The sequence below is a fragment of the Ihuprevotella massiliensis genome (genome assembly GCA_900095835.1).
Lineage (GTDB): Bacteria > Bacteroidota > Bacteroidia > Bacteroidales > Bacteroidaceae > Alloprevotella > Alloprevotella massiliensis.
The window spans coordinates 2,599,891-2,619,602 of sequence record LT608321.1; the positions used below are offsets into that span (position 1 = coordinate 2,599,891).

General features: G+C 48.9%; 16 protein-coding genes. 9 read left to right on the top strand and 7 right to left on the bottom strand.

Going from position 1 to position 19,712, the window contains the following annotated elements:
* Positions 1 to 182 precede the first annotated feature (182 nt).
* The 9 genes from BQ2633_RS10485 (at position 183) to BQ2633_RS10525 (ending at position 11,361) form a co-directional block, all read left to right on the top strand.
* Positions 183 to 1,238, top strand: coding sequence for an NAD(P)H-dependent glycerol-3-phosphate dehydrogenase (locus tag BQ2633_RS10485; RefSeq protein ID WP_346048620.1), 1,056 nt, complete (start codon positions 183 to 185; stop codon positions 1,236 to 1,238).
* Between the two features lie 141 nt (positions 1,239 to 1,379).
* On the top strand, positions 1,380 to 2,780 hold the full coding sequence (locus BQ2633_RS10490) for an NAD(P)/FAD-dependent oxidoreductase (RefSeq protein WP_075566950.1): 1,401 nt from the start codon (positions 1,380 to 1,382) through the stop codon (positions 2,778 to 2,780).
* Between the two features lie 269 nt (positions 2,781 to 3,049).
* On the top strand, positions 3,050 to 3,715 hold the full coding sequence (gene queC, locus BQ2633_RS10495; RefSeq protein WP_075566951.1) for a 7-cyano-7-deazaguanine synthase QueC: 666 nt from the start codon (positions 3,050 to 3,052) through the stop codon (positions 3,713 to 3,715).
* Positions 3,716 to 3,757: 42 nt separating this feature from the next.
* A complete protein-coding gene (gene queF / locus BQ2633_RS10500; protein ID WP_075566952.1) occupies positions 3,758 to 4,222 on the top strand; it encodes a preQ(1) synthase in 465 nt (154 codons plus the stop codon).
* 67 nt (positions 4,223 to 4,289) lie between these two features.
* Positions 4,290 to 4,598, top strand: coding sequence for an FtsB family cell division protein (locus tag BQ2633_RS10505; protein ID WP_075566953.1), 309 nt, complete (start codon positions 4,290 to 4,292; stop codon positions 4,596 to 4,598).
* Positions 4,599 to 4,675: 77 nt separating this feature from the next.
* Positions 4,676 to 5,077: a hypothetical protein gene (locus BQ2633_RS10510; RefSeq protein ID WP_083234036.1), complete on the top strand. Its 402-nt coding sequence runs from the start codon at positions 4,676 to 4,678 to the stop codon at positions 5,075 to 5,077.
* A gap of 60 nt (positions 5,078 to 5,137) precedes the next feature.
* Positions 5,138 to 5,533: a DUF6383 domain-containing protein gene (locus tag BQ2633_RS10515; protein ID WP_075566954.1), complete on the top strand. Its 396-nt coding sequence runs from the start codon at positions 5,138 to 5,140 to the stop codon at positions 5,531 to 5,533.
* Positions 5,534 to 5,717: 184 nt separating this feature from the next.
* Positions 5,718 to 6,122 carry a hypothetical protein gene (locus tag BQ2633_RS10520; RefSeq protein ID WP_075566955.1) on the top strand — a complete coding sequence of 135 codons (405 nt, stop codon included), beginning with the start codon at positions 5,718 to 5,720 and terminating at the stop codon, positions 6,120 to 6,122.
* A gap of 322 nt (positions 6,123 to 6,444) precedes the next feature.
* Complete coding sequence (locus BQ2633_RS10525) at positions 6,445 to 11,361, top strand: DUF5724 domain-containing protein (RefSeq protein ID WP_487042774.1); 4,917 nt, start codon at positions 6,445 to 6,447, stop codon at positions 11,359 to 11,361.
* Between the two features lie 80 nt (positions 11,362 to 11,441).
* Here the strand turns inward: BQ2633_RS10525 and BQ2633_RS10530 are convergent, their stop codons facing one another.
* The 7 genes from BQ2633_RS10530 to BQ2633_RS10560 all read right to left on the bottom strand — a co-directional run bounded on the left by BQ2633_RS10530 (position 11,442) and on the right by BQ2633_RS10560 (position 19,668).
* Entirely contained in the window at positions 11,442 to 13,343 is a 1,902-nt protein-coding gene (locus BQ2633_RS10530) for a hypothetical protein (RefSeq protein ID WP_141700204.1), read from the bottom strand.
* Positions 13,344 to 13,788: 445 nt separating this feature from the next.
* Positions 13,789 to 14,769, bottom strand: coding sequence for a glycosyltransferase (locus BQ2633_RS10535; protein WP_075566959.1), 981 nt, complete (start codon positions 14,767 to 14,769; stop codon positions 13,789 to 13,791).
* Positions 14,762 to 15,577, bottom strand: coding sequence for a LicD family protein (locus tag BQ2633_RS10540; protein ID WP_075566961.1), 816 nt, complete (start codon positions 15,575 to 15,577; stop codon positions 14,762 to 14,764). Before BQ2633_RS10540 ends, BQ2633_RS10535 begins: the two co-directional genes overlap by 8 nt.
* A 70-nt stretch (positions 15,578 to 15,647) precedes the next feature.
* Complete coding sequence (locus BQ2633_RS10545; RefSeq protein WP_075566962.1) at positions 15,648 to 16,388, bottom strand: SDR family NAD(P)-dependent oxidoreductase; 741 nt, start codon at positions 16,386 to 16,388, stop codon at positions 15,648 to 15,650.
* Positions 16,389 to 16,601: 213 nt separating this feature from the next.
* A complete protein-coding gene (locus tag BQ2633_RS10550; RefSeq protein ID WP_009751953.1) occupies positions 16,602 to 17,066 on the bottom strand; it encodes an FAD synthase family protein in 465 nt (154 codons plus the stop codon).
* Positions 17,067 to 17,218: 152 nt separating this feature from the next.
* On the bottom strand, positions 17,219 to 18,217 hold the full coding sequence (locus BQ2633_RS10555; RefSeq protein ID WP_075566964.1) for a glycosyltransferase family 8 protein: 999 nt from the start codon (positions 18,215 to 18,217) through the stop codon (positions 17,219 to 17,221).
* A complete protein-coding gene (locus BQ2633_RS10560) occupies positions 18,214 to 19,668 on the bottom strand; it encodes a lipopolysaccharide biosynthesis protein (protein ID WP_075566965.1) in 1,455 nt (484 codons plus the stop codon). The genes BQ2633_RS10555 and BQ2633_RS10560 overlap by 4 nt, the downstream gene beginning before the upstream one ends.
* Positions 19,669 to 19,712 lie beyond the last annotated feature (44 nt).

The window sequence follows — 19,712 nt, forward strand, 5'->3', positions numbered from 1 at the left end:
CACATCATGCTGCATTGGTGGGGACGATAGGACATATCGCCTCACCAATGCCGTATTTTCTTTTGACTTCAACCTCTTCCCTCTTGCCTGTTCCCTTCGCGGAGCTACAGTGTTGCAGAGGTTTCAGTCGAATCTCTATTATTATTCCCCTCTATCGACCATACTTAAGCCTACTTCTCCTTATGCCTAGTTTCAGTTCTTTCTTCGGATTTGGCGATAGCAACGAAGACAGTCGTGGTTTGGCCGAGTTTCCTGGGAAAATCGCCATTATTGGTAGCGGTTCTTGGGCGACAGCCGTAGCTAAAATTGTTTTAGAGAGCGTGCCCGAAATCGTTTGGTATGTGCGTCGCGACGAGACCATCGAGGAGTTTCGACGCTATGAGCACAACCCCACCTACCTCACCACGGTGAAGTTCCCCATTGATCGTATCCACTTTAGTAGCGACATCAATGAGGTGGTGCGCGAGGCTGATACCCTCATCTTCGTCACCCCGTCCCCCTATCTCAAAGCCCAGCTCAAAAAACTCAAAGTTACGCTCCACAATAAGTACATCATGACAGCCATCAAAGGCATTGTTCCTGATGAAAACGTGGTGTGTACCGAATACTTCCGCACTACATTTGGGGTGCCCGAAGACCAGTTGATGGTGCTCGGTGGTCCAAGTCACGCGGAAGAAGTGGCGCTCAATCGACTCACCTACCTCACCGTAGGCTGCACCGACGTGGAGCGCGCGCGTACCATGGCGCAGTTGATTGCCAACGACTATGTGAAAACGTCAGTTTCGCAAGACGTCATTGGCATCGAATACGCAGCCGTGCTCAAGAATGTCTATGCCATCGCAGCCGGCATTTGTTCGGGACAGCAATATGGTGACAATTTCCTCTCAGTTCTCTTGGCGAGTGCTGTGCAGGAAATGCATCGTTTCTTGAGCGCAGTCTATCCTGTCGAGCGAAATGTCTACGATAGTTCCTATCTCGGCGACTTGTTGGTGACCAGTTATTCCAACTTCTCGCGCAATCGTGTGTTTGGTCAGATGATCGGTCGCGGTTATAGCGTGAAAAACGCCCAGATGGAAATGGAGATGATCGCAGAAGGCTACTACGGTGTGCGTTGCATGCGCCATATCAATCAGCGCTATCGCGTCAATATGCCCATCCTTGATGCCGTTTACGACATCTTGTATGAGCGCATCTCTCCACCGCTGGAAATCAAACTCCTCACAGAGTCCATCAGATAGGGCAAATGCTCCCTGCCAATCGTTGCCATCAACCGCAAACTCTTCGCTACTCCATATTATATATAAGCACAAGAACTTTGTCGCTGGCGTGATGTCTGTGAGCATCATTCCTTATTTCCCTCCCATTTCTCACATCCTATCATGGCTTTCAATGTACCTCAATCCGATAAAAAGCGCGTGGTCATCGTCGGCGGTGGCTTCGGCGGTTTGAAATTGGCCAACAAGCTCAAGAATTCTGACTTCCAAGTTGTCCTTATCGACCGCAACAACTACCACCAATTCCCACCTCTCATCTATCAGGTGGCTTCGGCTGGCATCGAGCCCAGCAGTATCTCTTTCCCCTTCCGCAAACTTTTTCATGGCCGTAAGGATTTTTATTTCCGCATGGCTGAGGTGCGTAGTGTATTCACCGACCAAAAGATTCTCCAAACCTCCATTGGTAAGATTTCTTACGACTATTTGGTCTTTGCGGCAGGAACAACCACCAACTTCTTCGGCAATAAAAACGTGGAAGAGCACGCCATTCCCATGAAGAATGTGAGTGAAGCCATGGGACTCCGCAACGCCTTGCTCGAAAATTTTGAGCGCGCTCTCACCTGCTCCAGCGAAACCGAGCGACAAGAACTGCTCAATGTTGTGATTGTCGGTGGTGGTGCCACTGGTGTCGAAGTAGCAGGTGCATTGTCTGAGATGAAAAATCACGTTCTTCCCAAGGACTATCCCGACATGCCCTCTAGCTTGATGAACATCTACCTCATCGAAGCCGGTCCACGTTTGCTACCTGCCATGAGTCCTCCCACTTCTGCACACGTCGAAACCTTCCTTCGCACCATGGGCGTCAATGTGCTGCTCAACAAGATGGTGACCGACTATCAAGACCATCGCGTCATCTTGAAAGACGGTACGCAAATCGCCACGCGCACCTTCATTTGGGTGAGTGGTGTGGCTGGAGAAACTGTGGGAAATCTCGATCCTAAATTCATCGGTCGTGGACGTCGCATCGTCGTAGATGCCTACAATCAGGTAGAAGGATTGGATGGCGTCTTTGCCATCGGCGACCAATGTATCATGCCAGAGGGGGATCCTCGCTGGAAAGGTGGACATCCCCAGTTGGCACAAGTCGCCATTCAACAAGGTAAACTCCTTGCTCGCAATCTCAAAGCCCTTCAGAAAGGCAAGCCCCTCAAACCTTTCCGCTATAAGAACCTTGGCGCGATGGCTACTGTCGGACGCAACCGTGCGGTTGCCGAATTTAGCGAAGTGAAGATGGCTGGTTTCTTTGCTTGGGTCATGTGGCTCATTGTCCACCTCCGCAGCATCCTCGGCATTCGCAACAAGAGCATCGTTTTCCTCAACTGGGTTTGGAACTATATCTTCTACGCTCAATCGCTCCGCTTCATCGTTTACGCTCGCAAAGCCAAAGAAGTGGTGGACCGACAAGCCCGACTTGCTTCGCAACACTGGGGCAATGACTTGCTCAGTGAAGGTGTTGATGCACAAGAAAAGGAGATTGACGCCAAAAATGCTCAGGACAAATCTTAGTCTTTGTACCGTGTAGCAATAGGTATTTTGCCAGTTATTGGCTATACTTCTCGCACCTCAGATTGAAAATGTCGGACTTTTCAAAAAAAACGTCGGAGATTTTCTGAAAAACGTGGGAGATTTTGGGAAAAACGTTGGAGTTTTTTTGGAAAAAGTCCAACGTTTTTTTTGAAAGCTCCTACGGTTTATCGCATCCCCTTCGATTTTCGATCGAAACCCTAGGATGGAGGACCTGTTTTCCACCTCCGTTCTTACCAATTTCATCCACAATGAACAATAAAGCTCTGGTCGTTTTGAGTGGCGGACAAGACTCCACCACCTGTCTCTTTTGGGCACTTCGTGAGTTTGACGAAGTGTTTGCCCTTGGATTCACCTATGGACAGAAGCACGCAGCCGAAGTAGAGTTGGCACGCACCATTTGTGCCGAACAAAATGTGCCCTTTGAGGTGATGGATGTGCCCTTGTTGGGACAGCTCGGTCGCAATTCGCTCACCGACACCTCTCTCACCATGGATGAGCATAAGCCTGCCGATGCACCGCCCAACACCTTTGTACCTGGGCGCAATCTCTTCTTTCTCAGCATCGCTGCGGTATATGCGCGCGAACGTGGCATCTTCCATCTCGTCACTGGGGTGGGACAGACCGACTTTTCGGGCTATCCCGACTGTCGCGACAACTTTGTCAAGAGTTTGAACGTCACGCTCAATCTCGCTATGGACGAACAGTTCTGCATCCACACACCACTCATGTGGCGCGATAAGGCTGAAACTTGGGCACTTGCCGATGAACTCGGAGTACTCGACCTCATTCGCCAGCGCACCCTCACTTGCTACAACGGAGTGGTGGGAGATGGCTGCGGACATTGTCCTGCTTGCCAGTTACGCCAAGACGGATTGCAGCAATATTTGCTCACAAAAAAGACCAACCACAAGTAGTCTCTTACTTAGATTTTTCAACTTATATAAGTTATCATCCTTATGTCACAACGCGAAACCGAAGGCCTCCAACATCTCGGAAGCCAAGGCACTCAATATCCCACCGACTACGCACCCGAAATGCTCGAGTCGTTTGTCAATAAGCATCAAGAGAATGATTACTGGGTACGCTTCAACTGCCCAGAGTTCACCTCGCTTTGTCCCATCACTGGACAACCCGATTTTGCTGAAATCCGCATTTCCTACATCCCCGATGTGAAGATGGTGGAGAGCAAGAGCCTCAAACTCTACCTCTTCTCCTTCCGCAATCATGGAGATTTCCACGAAGACTGTGTCAATGTTATCATGAAAGATTTGATTCGTCTCATGGATCCTAAATACATTGAGGTCACTGGACTCTTCACTCCTCGAGGCGGCATCAGTATCTATCCTTATGCCAACTACGGAAAGCCTGGTACTCGCTACGAAGAACTCGCAGCCTATCGTTTGCAACAGCACTATCTTTAGTCAGCCTTTGCCTAGTCGTGTAGCACATCTCCATCTTTTTTCCCCGTTTCTCTAATCGTTTTTCAGGATGACAAGTGTTTCCAACATCGTTTCTCGCATCTGGCGTTACCGCATTGCCTTTGTCATTGCACTTTTTGTGCTGGGTGCTGGCATTTTCGACGAACATAGCGTGCTCAACATCCTCTTGCTCACGAACAGCAACAATGAGTTGCGTCATGACATCGCGGAGTTTGAAAAGCAGTATCAAGAAGATTCTCGAGCACTCCAACTGATGGACAACTCTCCCGAAGCCGTGGAAAAGGTGGCTCGTGTCAAACTTTTCATGAAAAAGGCGAATGAAGATGTGTATGTGGTGGTGAACGATTCCGACAATTAATCGTCTGTGCTACTGCAAATGCTGCTTGGTAGCGCAGTCCTGTCGCATTGTTCTTCCCTTTTTCTACTTCATTAGATATGATGAAATCCCTTACTCCTCTACAAAATACCATTTCCATCATTGGCGGTGTGCTTCTTATCATCGGAGCGCTCCTTCCGCTTGCTGGAGTCTTGGCAGAATATGCTCCTTATGTATTCACTCTGGGAGCACTCTCTTATGGCGGTACGCAGATTTTGCGCCGTTATGAAGGCAAAAACACTACAATTATTCGCCTGCGCCGCCAAGAAATCATCGGTGCTTTCCTTTTGATGGTTAGTGCGTTGCTGATGCTCGTGAGCAGTTTTCGCTTGTTGCCCCTGCAAGGTGGAGAGTGGAAGCTCTGTCTTGCCGTAGCTGTCGTGTTTCAATTATACACCGCCTTCCGTCTTCCCCAAGAGTTGGACAAAGAAGCGCGTCAAAAGGAGCAGAAAAACGGATAAAACTTTGGCGAGCTCCGCAATTTGTTGTATATTTGCCACAATCACTTAGCATTTCAGCCTATGCCCAAATATATACTCCGCATTTCTTTAGCCCTTTTCTGTGTGAGCTGTTTCGCTTTGTCGGCTGCAGCACAAGAGAAAGCTGGACTTGCTGACTCTGCTCCTGCAGAGGTGGCACCCTTTGCTATGCAAAGTTCGACTCCCACTGCGATGGTGCCTAATGTCCCTGGGCAGATGGAAGCACCTAACTTTGACGAAATCGCCATAACTGTGCGTGGTAACCAACTTCGTGTCCAACATGCAGAAGGACTCAACTTGATGGTCTATAACATCACGGGCGTAAAAGTGAGCACCCACCGTGTGGAGAGTGATGATTTCACCCTCACGCTCAACGTGGAGCGCGGCATTTACATCGTGAAAGTGGGCAAGGTGGCGCGTCGCATCACTATAGGCTAAAGCGACACTCAGCTTTACGACCTATGCATTCACAGAATACTTTATATATAGTCTTCGTTTTTTATGCGAACTCTCAGCATAAACGGTCTTTCTTGCCCTAAGAATGGCCGTTTTTTTTGATTTTATGGCATGTACAACGCATATATGCGCAGAGTTATCGCACATTAGAGTTTAGTTTAGACCTATGAACATTTATTTCATTCGCAAGCGCAACGGAAGTCGCAAAGAACTCGGGCGCCATCCATTCACTTTTGATGAGGCTCCTAGCACCTTGCGCCAGTTACTCACTGAGTTTACCCTTCATGGTCTTCGTGAAGCCCAAACGGTGGTCAGTGATTTTCCCCTCACCGAGGAAGAAATTGCTGCACAATCCGAGGAAGGGCGCGTGAAATTTGCCAGCCGTTATGGTGAAAATCACGACACTCCAGAACGTGCACTTCAGGTGATGCTCCAGGCCTTTGCCGATGGTTTGGTGCGCATCTTCGTCGATGGTGAAGAAGTGACCGACCTCGATGCCGCACTCTCCCTGAAAGAGGGTAGTGAAGTCGTATTTCTCCGTCTTACCTTCCTCGCTGGCCTGCTGTGGTAAGGTGAATATGGAAGATTTCCTCCGTATTTTTTCTTGTCCATTCCTATATTTCTAGGGACTAACGTCTACTTTCTAACGTCTAACATCCAAGATTGTCGATCTAATGTTCAATATCGGTGGTCAAACGTCTAATGTCTAGCCTCTCACGTCTAACGTCTAATATCTAACATCTAATCTTATGCGTACTCCAGAACAAGCTGAACAATTTAAGAAGGATTATTTGTCACAAATTGATGTCAAGTCCTTGAATAAGATAGAAAAAGTACTGTATACATATGCAAACTCCAGAGCGCTTTCTAATACATCTCCGTGGGGCCTCGACATGGCCTTGGAAAAACATTCTATCGATTCCCTAGAACACTCCCAACTTCTCCAGGCAGGTTACCATCTTCCTCATTTGCTGCCCTCATGGCTCAGTGACAAGCTAGCGTATCTCCTAGGTTATCAGGAAACGAAGAGTGAGATGACCGGAATATATCGCTTTCGTTTGTCCGATGCTGGCTCATTATCAGAGAGTATAGTGAAAGGTTACCTTGTTATTGCTTGGATTATAGCTCTTCATGGTGCAAGTTTAGATGATCTTGTCCGCAGTCGTCACACGATGCGCCTACGCCAGTTTGAAGAAGTTGACGCTAGCTCATTTATTGGTGCTGCGTTACGAGAACGAGATGCCGAAGTGATGGCTGCTACTAAGGAAGTACTAACTTCTGAAAACAATGTAGGCATCTTATCTTACTCGTTGGTTTGTGCTATTGAGCGTAGTGACAATGAAGAGTTCCATGATTTGCTCCTCAACCTGCTGAAAGCTGCTAAATTGCAAGAGGGATTGCGACAAGTCATAGTCGAGAGTGGCGACTCCTACAACATGGATTTCTACCTCAAACTCCTAAAAGTTATCGACGAAGAGGGACTTTTGCGCTATAGCTCCGTACGTCGTGCGGTGCAAACTTGGTGTGGTCTTGGATACGACAAGATTGAAGATAAGGATATTGCGACCATCTTCCACTCTATTCGCCGATATCTCGAGCATCCCGAGGAACGCGCTACTGCCTATGCTGGTGAAAATCCATTGGAAGCTTATATAGCCCTCTATACTGCGGGAGGTGTCGATGCACAAGTAGCTTATGCAGAGGCTGAAGCTCTTATGGCTAGTGGAAAACCATCTCAGCTGTCGGTTGCAGCTTTGTGGTATCTCGAACGCATCAATCAGCAAAAAAAGCGTTATGATGCATTGGAACATATCGATGTTTTCGTGGCGCATTCTGATGAATTCGCTTTCCGTGCTTATCTCACAGATGAATTGAGCAAACCAGAGCTATTAGATACCTTCGTACAACATAAAAAAGCTCCCAAACTCAGTGAGAAGAAACGCAAGGCTTTGGAGCAAATACATCAAATGCTCCTGGATTGGCTACCAACACTCAAAGCGGATAACAAAGTAGTCCATCCAGGCTTCGAGTGGTTCAACATTTCTTTCGCGCGCGAAGCTGTTATCAATGCATTGTTTGCTACTACCATATACCTTCATACGCAAGAAGCAATCAACAGCTTCCTTGCCCAGAAGTTTCCCTCGTGGGGTGTTCATATTTTTACTTATTATTCCAAATCTAAATTAGATAAATACAGAAATTTCTTCTTTTCCTACGTGCTTCCTATGGGAACTCCCGAGGTGCGTCGAGAATTTCTCTTGCGCAATGCCTTGACTTTTGAGAACGACGACCTGTTTCTCGTCTTCCGCGAGGCATTCTTGCGCGAACAATTCACAGATAAGGAGATTAAACTCCTTGATGCCAAATTCAAATCTAAGGTTTCCACCACGCGCCAACGTGCAGTGCAGTTGCTGCTCACGCAGCCCGATGACATTTTGGTGGGAGCTTATGAGCGATTGCAGCGTACGAAAGGCGACTATATGGCCGATTGTCTGGTGGAACTCCGTGAGGGCAGTGCCATTTTGCGCGAGAAGTTTGGCGAAGTGACCGAGTCAGAGAAGAAAAACTCCGAGGGGAGTGCTTCTGACAGTAGAGCCGCAGTAGGTAAGGGCAAATCAAAGGCAGCGCAAGTGGGAGATGCAGGCGACAGTCAACTACGTTTCGGTTGGTTCACTCCCACAGAGTTGCCCCAACTTCCCTTTGAGAATCCATTTTCTGATGCAGAACGCTTTGCGGAAAGCCCAGTTTCGCAGTGGGTGTCCATGAATGAAGAGCAAAAGTCCATGCTTTCGCAAGGGCTCTCATGGGAAACCAGCAAACCCAAGCTAGATTTGTCCAAACTCTTTCCTTTTACGGAAAAAGAGGTCAAAGCTATCTATGACGATTTTGCCCAAATCATTGAGGATAACAAGGAACTCACCTACCAAAACAAATGGGGAGAAACTCTACATCTCAATGAACGTTCTTTTACGTGGGCTGATGCCACAGAGTTGGATCAGTTCCCTTACCCGGAACTCTGGAAAGGATGGATCAAACGTCACAACATCACTGATGAAAAAGTCTTAGGTCTTGATTTGATGGTGAGTTATCTCAGACTCTATGACCGAACAGAGGTGTTTCCCTTGCCTTTAGAAGGCTATCCTTTAGCCAATAAAGGCAAAAAAGTGCAGTGGGAATACGCATGGATGTTTGAGGATTTCATGCAGAGTCTGCAGCAGATGGTGGAGGAACGCCAACCTCAATTAGTCTTCTCTCATGCTTACACCCTTTGCCAGCTGTATTATTGGTATTCCCCGCAAGAGACTTATAAGAAACACCACTGGTATCGCGATGATGCAATCTATCCTATCTCTGAAGGATTCCCATTGATGTATGCGATTCGTAAATGCGATTTCAGCACTCATTGCGAGTTTGAGCGCGTAGCTCCGATGTTGCTTGCGTTCTACCACAGATGGGGAGAACCTGCTCGCCAAGAGAACTGGGAAGATGTCTATCAGCTTTCGACAGCTCTCCTACTCCAGCTTCATGCTCACGGAATTATCAATGAAGACCAGCTGTTTACGCAGATGGAATTATATGAATTCAACGGTTTGTATGGGATGTTGAGTATCGCTTATGCCCATCGCAGGGGCGCGCTGAACTTGAAAAAGGTGGAAGAGATGGGGAAACAAGCCGGTAGTGACGCAGATTTCATCTGTTATGTCCAAAGTACTCGTGATTTGGTCGATCGATATGTCAATCATCTCTTTGAAGTGGAGATGCAACGTCGCAATGCTCCCACAGAAGCTACTGAGGCGTTTCGTCGGTGCCACTACGTTCTCGTGCTCAAAGGGGCAGAGCGTGTGGCGCGCATCATGAAGGCATTGCGCAAAGACCACCTCAAAATCGACATTTATGGCACAGAGCGCCGCTCCATCCTCAGTAGTTTGGCGACGAGCTGTTACCCTCTTCCCACGGATACGCCCGATATGTTGGCAGATATCTCGGAAGAACTCCTCGTAGAACTCGCATTCTTCGCGCCACAATGGCTGGATCTTGTGGAGCAACGTCTGAATTGGCCTGGATTCCGTACCGCCTATTACTATTTCATCGCCCATGCTCGTGAGATGGGCAACGACGAAAAGAAGGCACTCATCGCACGTTACACCGAACTTGACCCACAAGACCTTGCGGATGGTGCGTTTGACGAGGCACTCTTCCGCCAAGCTCTCGAAGAAATCGGGGAAGAGCGTTTTGAACTTTGCTACAAGGCTGCCAAATACATCGGCAGTGGTGCCATCCACACTCGGGCACGCCGTTATGCAGATGTCGTGCAAGGCAAGGTGACAGAGGAAGAACTCCTGGTGCAAATCAAAGAGAAGCGCAACAAAGATGCTGTGTGCGCACTAGGATTGCTCACCGATCGTGACGAAGCTGCGATTCAACGTCGCTATCTTCGCATTCAGCAGTTCCTCAAAGAGTCAAAACAGTTTGGTGCTCAGCGACAAGCCTCCGAAAAACGCGTATGTGAGATTGCGCTCCTCAATCTTTCTCGCGGTGCAGGCTTTGCCGATCCCGTGCAACTCACGTGGCGCATGGAAGCCCTTCAGGTGGAAAGCGCAGCCAACTACCTAGAAGGCATCGACATAGATGGATATTCCTGCATCATCTCCCTCAAGGAAGACGGCACCAATAGGTTGCAAATCCTCAAAGATAAGAAGTTGCTCAAGGGTGTTCCTGCAAAACTTAAGAAGCATCCGCAATATCTGGAGATAGCGGAGGTGAGCAAGGCGTGGAAAGCCCAACATCACCGTGCGCGCTTCCTACTTGAAGACATGATGCAACGCCGCACTCCGCTAGCCGTGGAAGATGTGCGCGCCATTCTCTCCAATCCCGTGGTGAGTCCGATGTTCAAAAAGCTTGTGTTGCTCCAAGACCAGCAGTTCGGACTTCCCACCGCTGAAGGACTCGCCACGTTAGATGGCTTGAAGAAGTACGGCAAATCGCCGCTTCTTCTCGCGCACCCCGTAGATTTCAACGCAGCTGGACTGTGGGCAAAATGGCAATCTTACCTCTTTGCTGAGAAGTTGGTGCAGCCCTTCAAGCAAGTCTTCCGCGAACTCTACGTGCCCATGCCCGAAGAGTCCAAGCAGAGCGAGTCACGTCGCTATAGTGGCTACCAAATTCAAGTGAAACAAGCTGCTGCAGCCTTGCGTTCTCGTGGCTGGACAGCCAGTTATGAGGACGGATTGCAGAAAGTCTTCCTTGCGCAAGGCATCTGCGTTTCGCTCTATGCCCAAGCCGACTGGTTCTCTCCCTCAGATGTTGAAGCCCCCGCCATAGAATATGTGCAGTTCTCTCGCACTCGCTATGTACCCGATGCACCACAGCTCCACATTTCTGACCTAGATCCTGTGTTGTACAGTGAGGTGATGCGCGATATCGACATGGCGGTGAGCATCGCCTTTGTGGGAGGTGTAGACCCTGAAACTGGACAAAGCACCAAGGAACTCCGTGCTGCCATCGTGCGCTGCACAGCAGAGTTGATGAAATTTGCCAATGTCAGCATCAGCGGCAACCATGTCTACATCAAAGGCATGCTCGCCAACTACACCGTTCACCTAGGTTCTGGTTTGGTGCGACAAGAGGGCGGCACAGTAATTCCCATTATCCCTGTGCACAGTCAGCACCGCGGCCGTATTTATCTGCCTTTCATGGATGAAGATCCCAAGACGATAGAGATTATCTCCAAGGTGGTGCTTCTCGCAGAGGATAATAAACTCAAAGATCCCACCATCTTGCAGTGGATTCAACCGCAAGTGCAGTCCTAATCTAGTCCCTTTCGCTCAAAATAATAAGTCCGCATCCCTCGCGTGTAGGGATGCGGACTTTGTTTTGTCGCAGTGCGCTGCTATTTGTTTCTTAGATTGGCGATGGTTTCTTTAAAGGATAAGGGGCTGTCTTCCGAAGAACTGTCCTCCATTATCATCTGTTCTGACAGTCCGTCCGTCATGTCCTCGCTCATTTCTTCGGAGGTAATGTTGAAATCCTCCTTGTAGTTTTTGAAAATCTCAATATCATAGTCTTCAATTCCCTCTATTTTACCCCAAATCACAAAGACGGAATGAGGTTCTAATGCCACAATCGCGTGGTGTCCATCCTTGAGTTTGAAGATTTTTGCCCCATTGTTGCCTTTCATCAGGCTACCGGTTTGCTGCAAACGCGCCACTATCGCATTGAAAAGTGGACGAAGTCTGCCGTGCATCTTACCTTTATTCGCTATTTTCATGGCGAAAGAGTTGGGATATGTGTCATTCCACACAAAGTTATGCGACATCATTTCCTCTCTCTCCGCTTCATAGTCCAATTCACTCGTTGGGAAGAGACCGTTTTTGCCTGCTTTGTGGTGGCTCATCAGTTGATTATACTCAACATATAGTTCGGTTTGGATGCCCATGACGTTGAGGGTGTAGGTGAGGTCAGCGCGATTTCCCAACAATGCAGGGAGCATTTCTAAGGCTTCTTCATCTTCGATTTCGCCACTCACTTCTGCCCAGTGTTTTGCTCCAGCTTCTGCAGAAGAACGGAAGGAAAGTCCATCTACACCTTGCGGACTAAACTTCAGTTGGTTGAGCAGTTCATTCAAATCTATAATGTCAGACTGGATGAAATCATCGCCTTTTTTCCATCCCACTTCTACCATATCGGGCTGGTGTTTCAGCGGGTTTCCTTTAAGGTCTACTAGACTATAGCCCATTTCGTTGACTTTCACCACGGCATGCTCGTTGTCAAAGTCAGAAGCTTTGTAGATAGCTTCAAAAGCCTCAGAGCCCACCTTTTGTCCGTACTGATTGAGCCAGATACTTTTCCTATCGATATTGCTCTCTATCGTAGCAATGAGATAGTCTCCATCAAATTCTAAGTCAGCATATTGGGCAGGAATCAAGATTTCTCCACTGAGATTCATCAATCCAAAGCCTTTTCGGTTGGAATAGATGAAGTTATTTCCCTTGATGGCCGTGATATTCTTCACATTTTCTGGGCAGCGAAAGAGCACATCTCCCTTGAAGTTGTAGAAAGTCCAGCTTTCTTTGTCTTTTTGCTTCGTGGCGATGGCAAATTTATCGTTGCCTGTGGTGAGTTCTTCAAACTCCGACGACTGAAATTGATGCAGCATTCTTCCTGTTTTGTCGAAGAGATCAAGGGCATATTTGCGAAGGCTGTCGTCCGAAAGAATGGCTTTTTTGTATTGCTTGGGGATGCCCACGAAATTTCCTTCGTCTGCCACCAAATAACAATAAGAGGGCTGGACAACGCATGTGCCGTTTTCATCAATGGCTCCGTACAAACTGTCGGTGGTCAAGAAGATGGCGTAGCCTTGGTCGAAGCTTGCTATTTCTTCTACCGATTTATTGGCGATGCGATCCAAACGTTTCAGTACTTTTCCTTCAGTGTCGATGAGCGAAATCCCTTGATTGCGCTCCGCCACCAAAGCTCTGCCGTGGTAAAAGCCAGAAGTGTAGACGTATTTCCCACCTTTTTTTTGCGGTTGGGTGGAAAGGTCATACATCTCCCACAGTCCTTCGTCATTTTTTACGAAATATCTGCCATCCATAGCGACAGTAGGTTCGTTCTTGAAGTAATCTCTGACGATGACTTCGCCGTCCATGCTCACGATGCCCCAACGACCAGATTCGGAGCTGCGATAAGCCAGCGCTTCAATCTCTGCGGAGGACGATTCAGACGAACAAGCACTGGTGATTGTTGCGGAGAGGGCGAGCAACAATAGGGTCAATAGGTTTGATAGTTTCATTTTTAGGCGGTTTTAGTAAGGTTTGTAGTGGAAAATCTTCCATTGGTATAGGGGCAAAGTTAGTTTTTCTTCTGTGAACGTCCAAATGTTTAAACCATTTTCTCATTGCTAAAATCGCTGCTTTTGCGAGGGTAGAAAAGAAACGTCCGACATCTCTCAAAAAATCTCCCACGTTTTTTGAAAAACGTGGGAGATTTTTGGAAAAACGTGGGAGTTTTTTTGGAAAAAGTCCAACGTTTTTTGAGATAGCTCCGACATTTCTATTGCAAAGCACTGATGTACGCGAAATCCCCTAGGAAGTTTGACCTACACTTGGGCTTGAATTACCACTTTTGCGCTCAAGCAAAAGCAAGAGGACAAGGGCGTTGATGTCCTTGTCCTCTGTGGATTGTTGCAAAAAGAATGCGAAGTGTGGTGTAAACACCTTAGCTGTTAGATGGTCGTTTTAGTGCTTAGGTTTGCCGACTATCCAATGTTTGAGCGTGCGCAACACTTGACCGAGCCAAGTGTAGCGGATGCCCCAGTCGCGAATGGCTTCTGCGAAGAGTCGTTCTATGGCAGGGGATTTCTCGGGAGTGCGGTGCGAAAGTTGGAGAGGTCGCGTGAGGGGCTCACGGTCGTAGCTGAAATGCTGTAGCCAACTGCTAGTGGCGCTGAAGTGTGTGCCACCTTGCAAGCCGATGTTGCGGATGAGCGTGCGCGCAGGTGTGAGGCAGAGTCCGCCTGCTCGGTAAATAGCGATTTCCCAACAGACATCCCAAGGGATAGGATCGCGGTCGATGGAGTGAAGGCAGGGAAAATTGCCCCCATATTGCATGGCATCGATGTCGTCGTTGGTGAGACCATCGAGCGCTTCTTGGGCAGAAGTGTAGTGCACAAAGTGTTGTTGCCAGCGATCGCGCCACGTTCCCCAGCCCCAACCGCCCATGTGGGGCGTGAAATAGGCTTCGTTGTCCGATTCTAACAGTTCGGGGTGCTCATCTATCAGATTGAGGTGGGTGAATCCCGCCACGTGCATCACTTGTGTATCGTCACGATAGAGTTGGAAAGCGCGATTCATGTAGGAAAGAAAGCCCTGCGCTGTGACAATGTCGTCTTCCAAGACGATAATCGTCTCGTGGTTGTCAAAGACTTGGGAGATGCCCTCAATGATGTTGCGCTCGAGATAGAAATTTTCGGGACGTTCGATGAGGTGGAAGGCACGGAAGAGATGCTCCTGTGCGTTGCGCTCCGCAAATTCGTGGAGATATTCGCGTAGAGTTTCGACAGAATGCCAAGAACTGTTGTCGCGCCCGCCATCGGAAAAGACATACACTTCCGTTTCTGGCGCAAGATAGTTGGCAGCTAGGGCTTCTAGCGTCCGTTTGGTGTGATCTAGGCGATTATAAACGAAGAGTGCCACAGGGGCAAGGGAGGAATCAGTCATCGATAGTGAGCTTTGCGCTATGAGGATGGAGATTGTCGAGAGAAGGAAGCTGCATATAATTGCCAAACTTGCGACGGAGGTAAGCATCTGTGTCAGCTGGCACGGGAACTGTCAGACCATCGAACTCTGCCGTGGTGAGGGGGAAAGTTTCCGCTGGGAGAATCGTGTTGTCGTAGGGGATGCCTGGGCTGTAGTTGAGGAATTTCGTGGGCCAGAATTTGGCGATTGTGCGCAATACTGGGAAGACGAAACGCTCATTGAACTTGCGGATGCGGCGCACCTTGGCGATGAGCTGCTCGGGCGTGTAGTTGGGATTGTTCATCACCTTGTAAACACGTCCAAAGGTACGATTAGAAATCCAAAGTAAGGGGAGAGGCATCTTTTCGTAAGGGAAGATGTCGATGAAAATGCCCTTGAGTTGGAAGATGCGGTCGTAGTCATTGGTCTCTTCTAGGTAGCTGCGTGTGTCGCGCACCTTGGCAAACTGGAAGAAATAGCCTGGATCGGTGTCGGGAGTTTGAAGTTTTAGATGCTCAGGCAATTCTTCGGGAAGAATTTTCAGAAGTTTCTCATAGTCCTCTCGGAGCATCTCGATATCGAGATCGTCATCCCAAGGAATATATCCACCATGGCGCACGCAACCAAGGAGAGTGCCGGAGCAGAGCCAGTATTTCAGGTTGTGGCGACGGCAGATTTTATCGATTTCTCCGAGCATTTCGGTCATGCGGTGCTGCATGCGACGTAGGAGTGAGCCTTCGGGGTTGAAACGCTCGCGGAGAGCTTCGTGGTCAATGGGAGGTTGAGGCATATATAATAAGGAGAAAGGATGAGCAATGTCGAAGAGGATGGAGAAAGGGAGGGCGCGGCTGGCGAAGCAGCTAGTTTTTCACGCGGCCCGATTGGAGTTTATAGTCGTAGGCTCGCTGCCCCTCTTTGCGAAAATCGGCTTGGTAGCGATCGAGCACGGTATGAAACACTTCGTCATATTGAGGGATGTAGAGGTCGTCGTGGGCAAGAGCACGCGAAAGAATCTCTTGTGCCAGTGGGAAAAGCTGATCAAGCTGCGTGGAAGTGCCGCCTTCAAACTGCGAACCGCTGAAGTGTCCGGGAGAAACATTGAGAATGCGGTTGGGAGTATCGGCGCGCGAGAGTTCGACATTGACACTTTCGATGAAACTTCTCAACGCGGCTTTCGTGGCACCATAGACAGCATAGAAGGGAGAACTTAAGAATCCGGCGATGCTCACCATGATGGCACAAGGAAAATCCGCCTTTTGCTGCAAACGCTCGTAGAAGTGGTGCACGATGCGTAGAGGGGCGAGCGCATTGACTTGGAAAGAACTCACCAAGTGAGCCTCGTCGATGTCTTTGAACAGGGACAGGCGCGCAAAACCTGCCGTGATGAAGAGTCCATCCACGGTAGGAAAATGGGTGAAGATGCTGTAGTCTTCGTGGGTGAGGTCGAATTGTTGCACTCGAAACTTGGGATGGTCTTGCTCCGCTGAAGGGAGATTTCTATCGACGATCCAAACCGTTTCAGTGTCTTCTTGGGTAGCAAGCAAATGTGCAAGTGCAAGTCCGATGCCACTTGCGCCACCTACGATGAGGGGATTGCGCATGGATGCGAAGTTTTCTCTGAACAATAATTGTGTGTCTAACGGCTCACGTGTGATAAGTTAAAGGATTACCCTCTAACTTCTAACGTCTAATATCTAACGTCTAATATCTAACGCCTAATGCCTAACGTCTATTCCTTTTCGAGGCGAGCGAAGTCGAAGCCGAGCGAAAAAGGGTCTGCGACCCTCTAACGTCTAATGTCTAAACTCTAACGTCTATTCCTTCACTTTGACATCAGGATTCACACGTGTTTCCACTTTACTCTTAAGGTCTTGATAGTTCTTGAGAACTTCCTCCTTAATCTTCGTAGAACTCACGCCATCACCATAGGGGAAATAGAAAACATCTACGCCAAGTTCTTTGAGATAGTCGTATTTGCCGGTCCAATCGTCGCCCACCACGAAGACATCAATGTTGAGTTTCTTGACAATCTCCGTGTGGTCGAGCGTGCGCTGGGGGATAACCACGTCGGGATAGCGAAGGGCTTCCAAAATCGCCAGACGTTCCTCGAAGGGAATCACAGGGGGACGCTTGTAACTACTGACCAATTCATCAGTACTCACGCCCACGATGAGCGTATCGCCCAAGCCGCGGGCATATTTTATCATCTTGAGGTGGTTGGAGTGGAACATATCGAAGGTTCCAGACGTATATACTACTATTTTCTTTTGAGCTATCATAGAATCTGAAGGGAATGCTTTATGCAAATGTACGAGTTTCTGCGCAGACAACGCATGATTAGGGGGAGAAATCGTGGGAAGTGGCGAGATTTGCTCCTACCATCGCACTAGAATAGGGGAGTTGCGCTGCGGAAGTGGGGAGAGGGTTGCGGTTACTTTCCGAGCAGTCGCGCCTTGAGTTTGTGGAAGAAGCGCGAAAGGCTGTAGCGGCGCAACCGCTGTCGGACGATGCGGGGCAACACTTGGAGATAATAGCCCGTGGCTCCGCTCATCCATAGATATTTGAACCAAATGCGCTGGCGCGAAACTCCGAAGGCATTCCAAGGTTTTGCGGCACCGATGTAGTGCAGTTGGATGGGATGAGCAAGGGCATCGGAGAAGATGCGACGACGCTCGGCATCGTCTGTGGGGAGCGACTGACAATGCTCATAGAAAGACGTGGTGTGGGGATCTACTTTGTAGTAGCTATTCGACACGGAGTAGTACATGGGGAAGTAGCGCACGGAGTGTCCGGCACAGATTGCCATACAGTCTTGCTCCGGAAAGGGAAGGCGGGCGTAGTTGGTCTTATAAAACTCCGTCCAAGTGGCTTGCATCTGGTCGTGGCGCAGAGCCTTGAGATTGAAAAGTAGGAAACCAGCATTGATCTCTCGGGAGAGCAAGTCTTGCGCTTCGGGAGAAAATGATTGGTAAAGCGTGGCGCGCGTGGTGGGAAGTATCGTATCTACGCCAGCATAGTAGAAGTTTTCCTCCGGATATGCAGCAAAGACTTGCGACACATCGCCTAGGAACACCACGTCGACATCGGAGCAGAGCACGCGCTCGTGCTGAGGGAAGAGCTCGGGAGCACAGAGTTTGAAGTAAATCTCTTTGGAAAAGTGCGACTTGCTAGGGCATTCCTGCGCGATGGGGTCGTTGGAAGTGTCGTGAAAGTGCAACGAAGCCTGCGGAAATCTCCCAACTACACGCTGCAACTCGCGCTGGGCTTTGGCAGAGAGTCCTGGATGCAGCACATGCAGTTCGTAGTCGTGGCTCGTCTCTGCGTGGTGTAGGAGTGAAAACACGGTGACAATAGCAGGAACGACATAGTTTTCGTCGAAAGTGAAGAAGATGGGAATCACCTGCTTCGGACTTTGTGCTGTATTACTCATGCTTTACGTCTTTTTTTGAGGAGATAATCAATGCTTTCTTGCAAGATGTCGGAACGCATCATCCAAAGGAGAGAGGGATAAAGTAGGGCTGCGCAGACCACCTTTGCCAATAGGCTTGCCAAAAGATTCCAATGGAGTTGTCCGACACCTAGATAAACACCGCCCATGACTCCCACGGCTACGAAGAGAAAAGGGGAGATGTCGCGAAGCACTTGCCCATAGCCGATGTGGAGTTCTTGGCGAACGAAGTAGTGCCATACGCCTACCCAAAGGAAATTGATGCCAATGTAGGGTAGGAGCATCACCATGACTCCGAAAGGCGCACTGAAGATGGCGGCAATGAGTTGGCAGACGACCATCGCAATTAAGCCCCACATATAAGTACTCGAACGTCCGCGACTCAAGAGATATTGGGTATAGAGGGTGGTGGCTGGGAGAAATGCACCACTAATGCACAAGAGCATGAGGATGCGTGTCGCCATTTCCCATTTCGCTCCTAGGGCAATGAGAATCAATTCTCGGCTGATGATGGAAAGACCAAACATGATGGGGAAGGCTAGAAAGCAAGTAAATCTCAGCATCTTGCGAAATACGCGCGCTTGTCGCTCACGGTCATCTTGGGTTTCTACGAAGAGCGGTTGTGCCACTCCGTTCACGATGCCCGTGACGATGGAGTGTCCCATGAAATTCCACTTATTGGCTTGGGTGTAGTTGCCGACCATCTGGGCATTATACACGCGACCAAGGATGAGCGAAAAGAAGTTGTTGTTGATATGATTGACCAAATTGGTAATCAACAACCGACTGCTGAATCCGAACATCTGACGAACGGGGGCGAAGTCCCAATGAAAGGTGGGATGCCAACGCGCGAACCACCAATAAAGTGCCGTATTGATACCTACATACACAAGTGTTTGCGTGGCAAGTCCCCAGTATTCAAAGTGGTGATAGGCAAGGGTGATGCCGACTACCCCAGAAAGAATCATGGCTATGAGATTGGAGAGGGTCTTTTCTCGCACTTTCATCTGCTTCAAGAGCAGGGCAGAGGGTGCAATGCTCATACTGGAGATGATGAATGAGAGGAAGAGATAGCGCGAAAGTGGGATAAGTCGCGCATCGCGATAGTAGTCGGCGATGAAAGGTGCGGCAAAAAAGAGGAGTGTATAGAGAAAAAGACTGGCAGGAAGGGAGAACCAGAACACGGCGTTGTAGTCGCGGTGCTCAATCGTGGGACGATTTACCAAAGCTGCCGTAAATCCGCTCTCCTGAATGGTGGAGGCGATGAGTGAAAAGATGGTGAGTTGGCCCACCATGCCGTAGTCGGCAGTGGAAAGCATGCGAGCTAACCAGATGCCGAACACAAGGGTGAGCACCTGCTGTGCGCCATTGCTGAGCGTTCCCCACAGCAATCCTTTAGCAGTCTTGGATTTTAGAGAAGAGGCGTTTGACATTCGAGATAATAGGTTGGAGAATTTTCCTCGGGATGAGGCTTCTC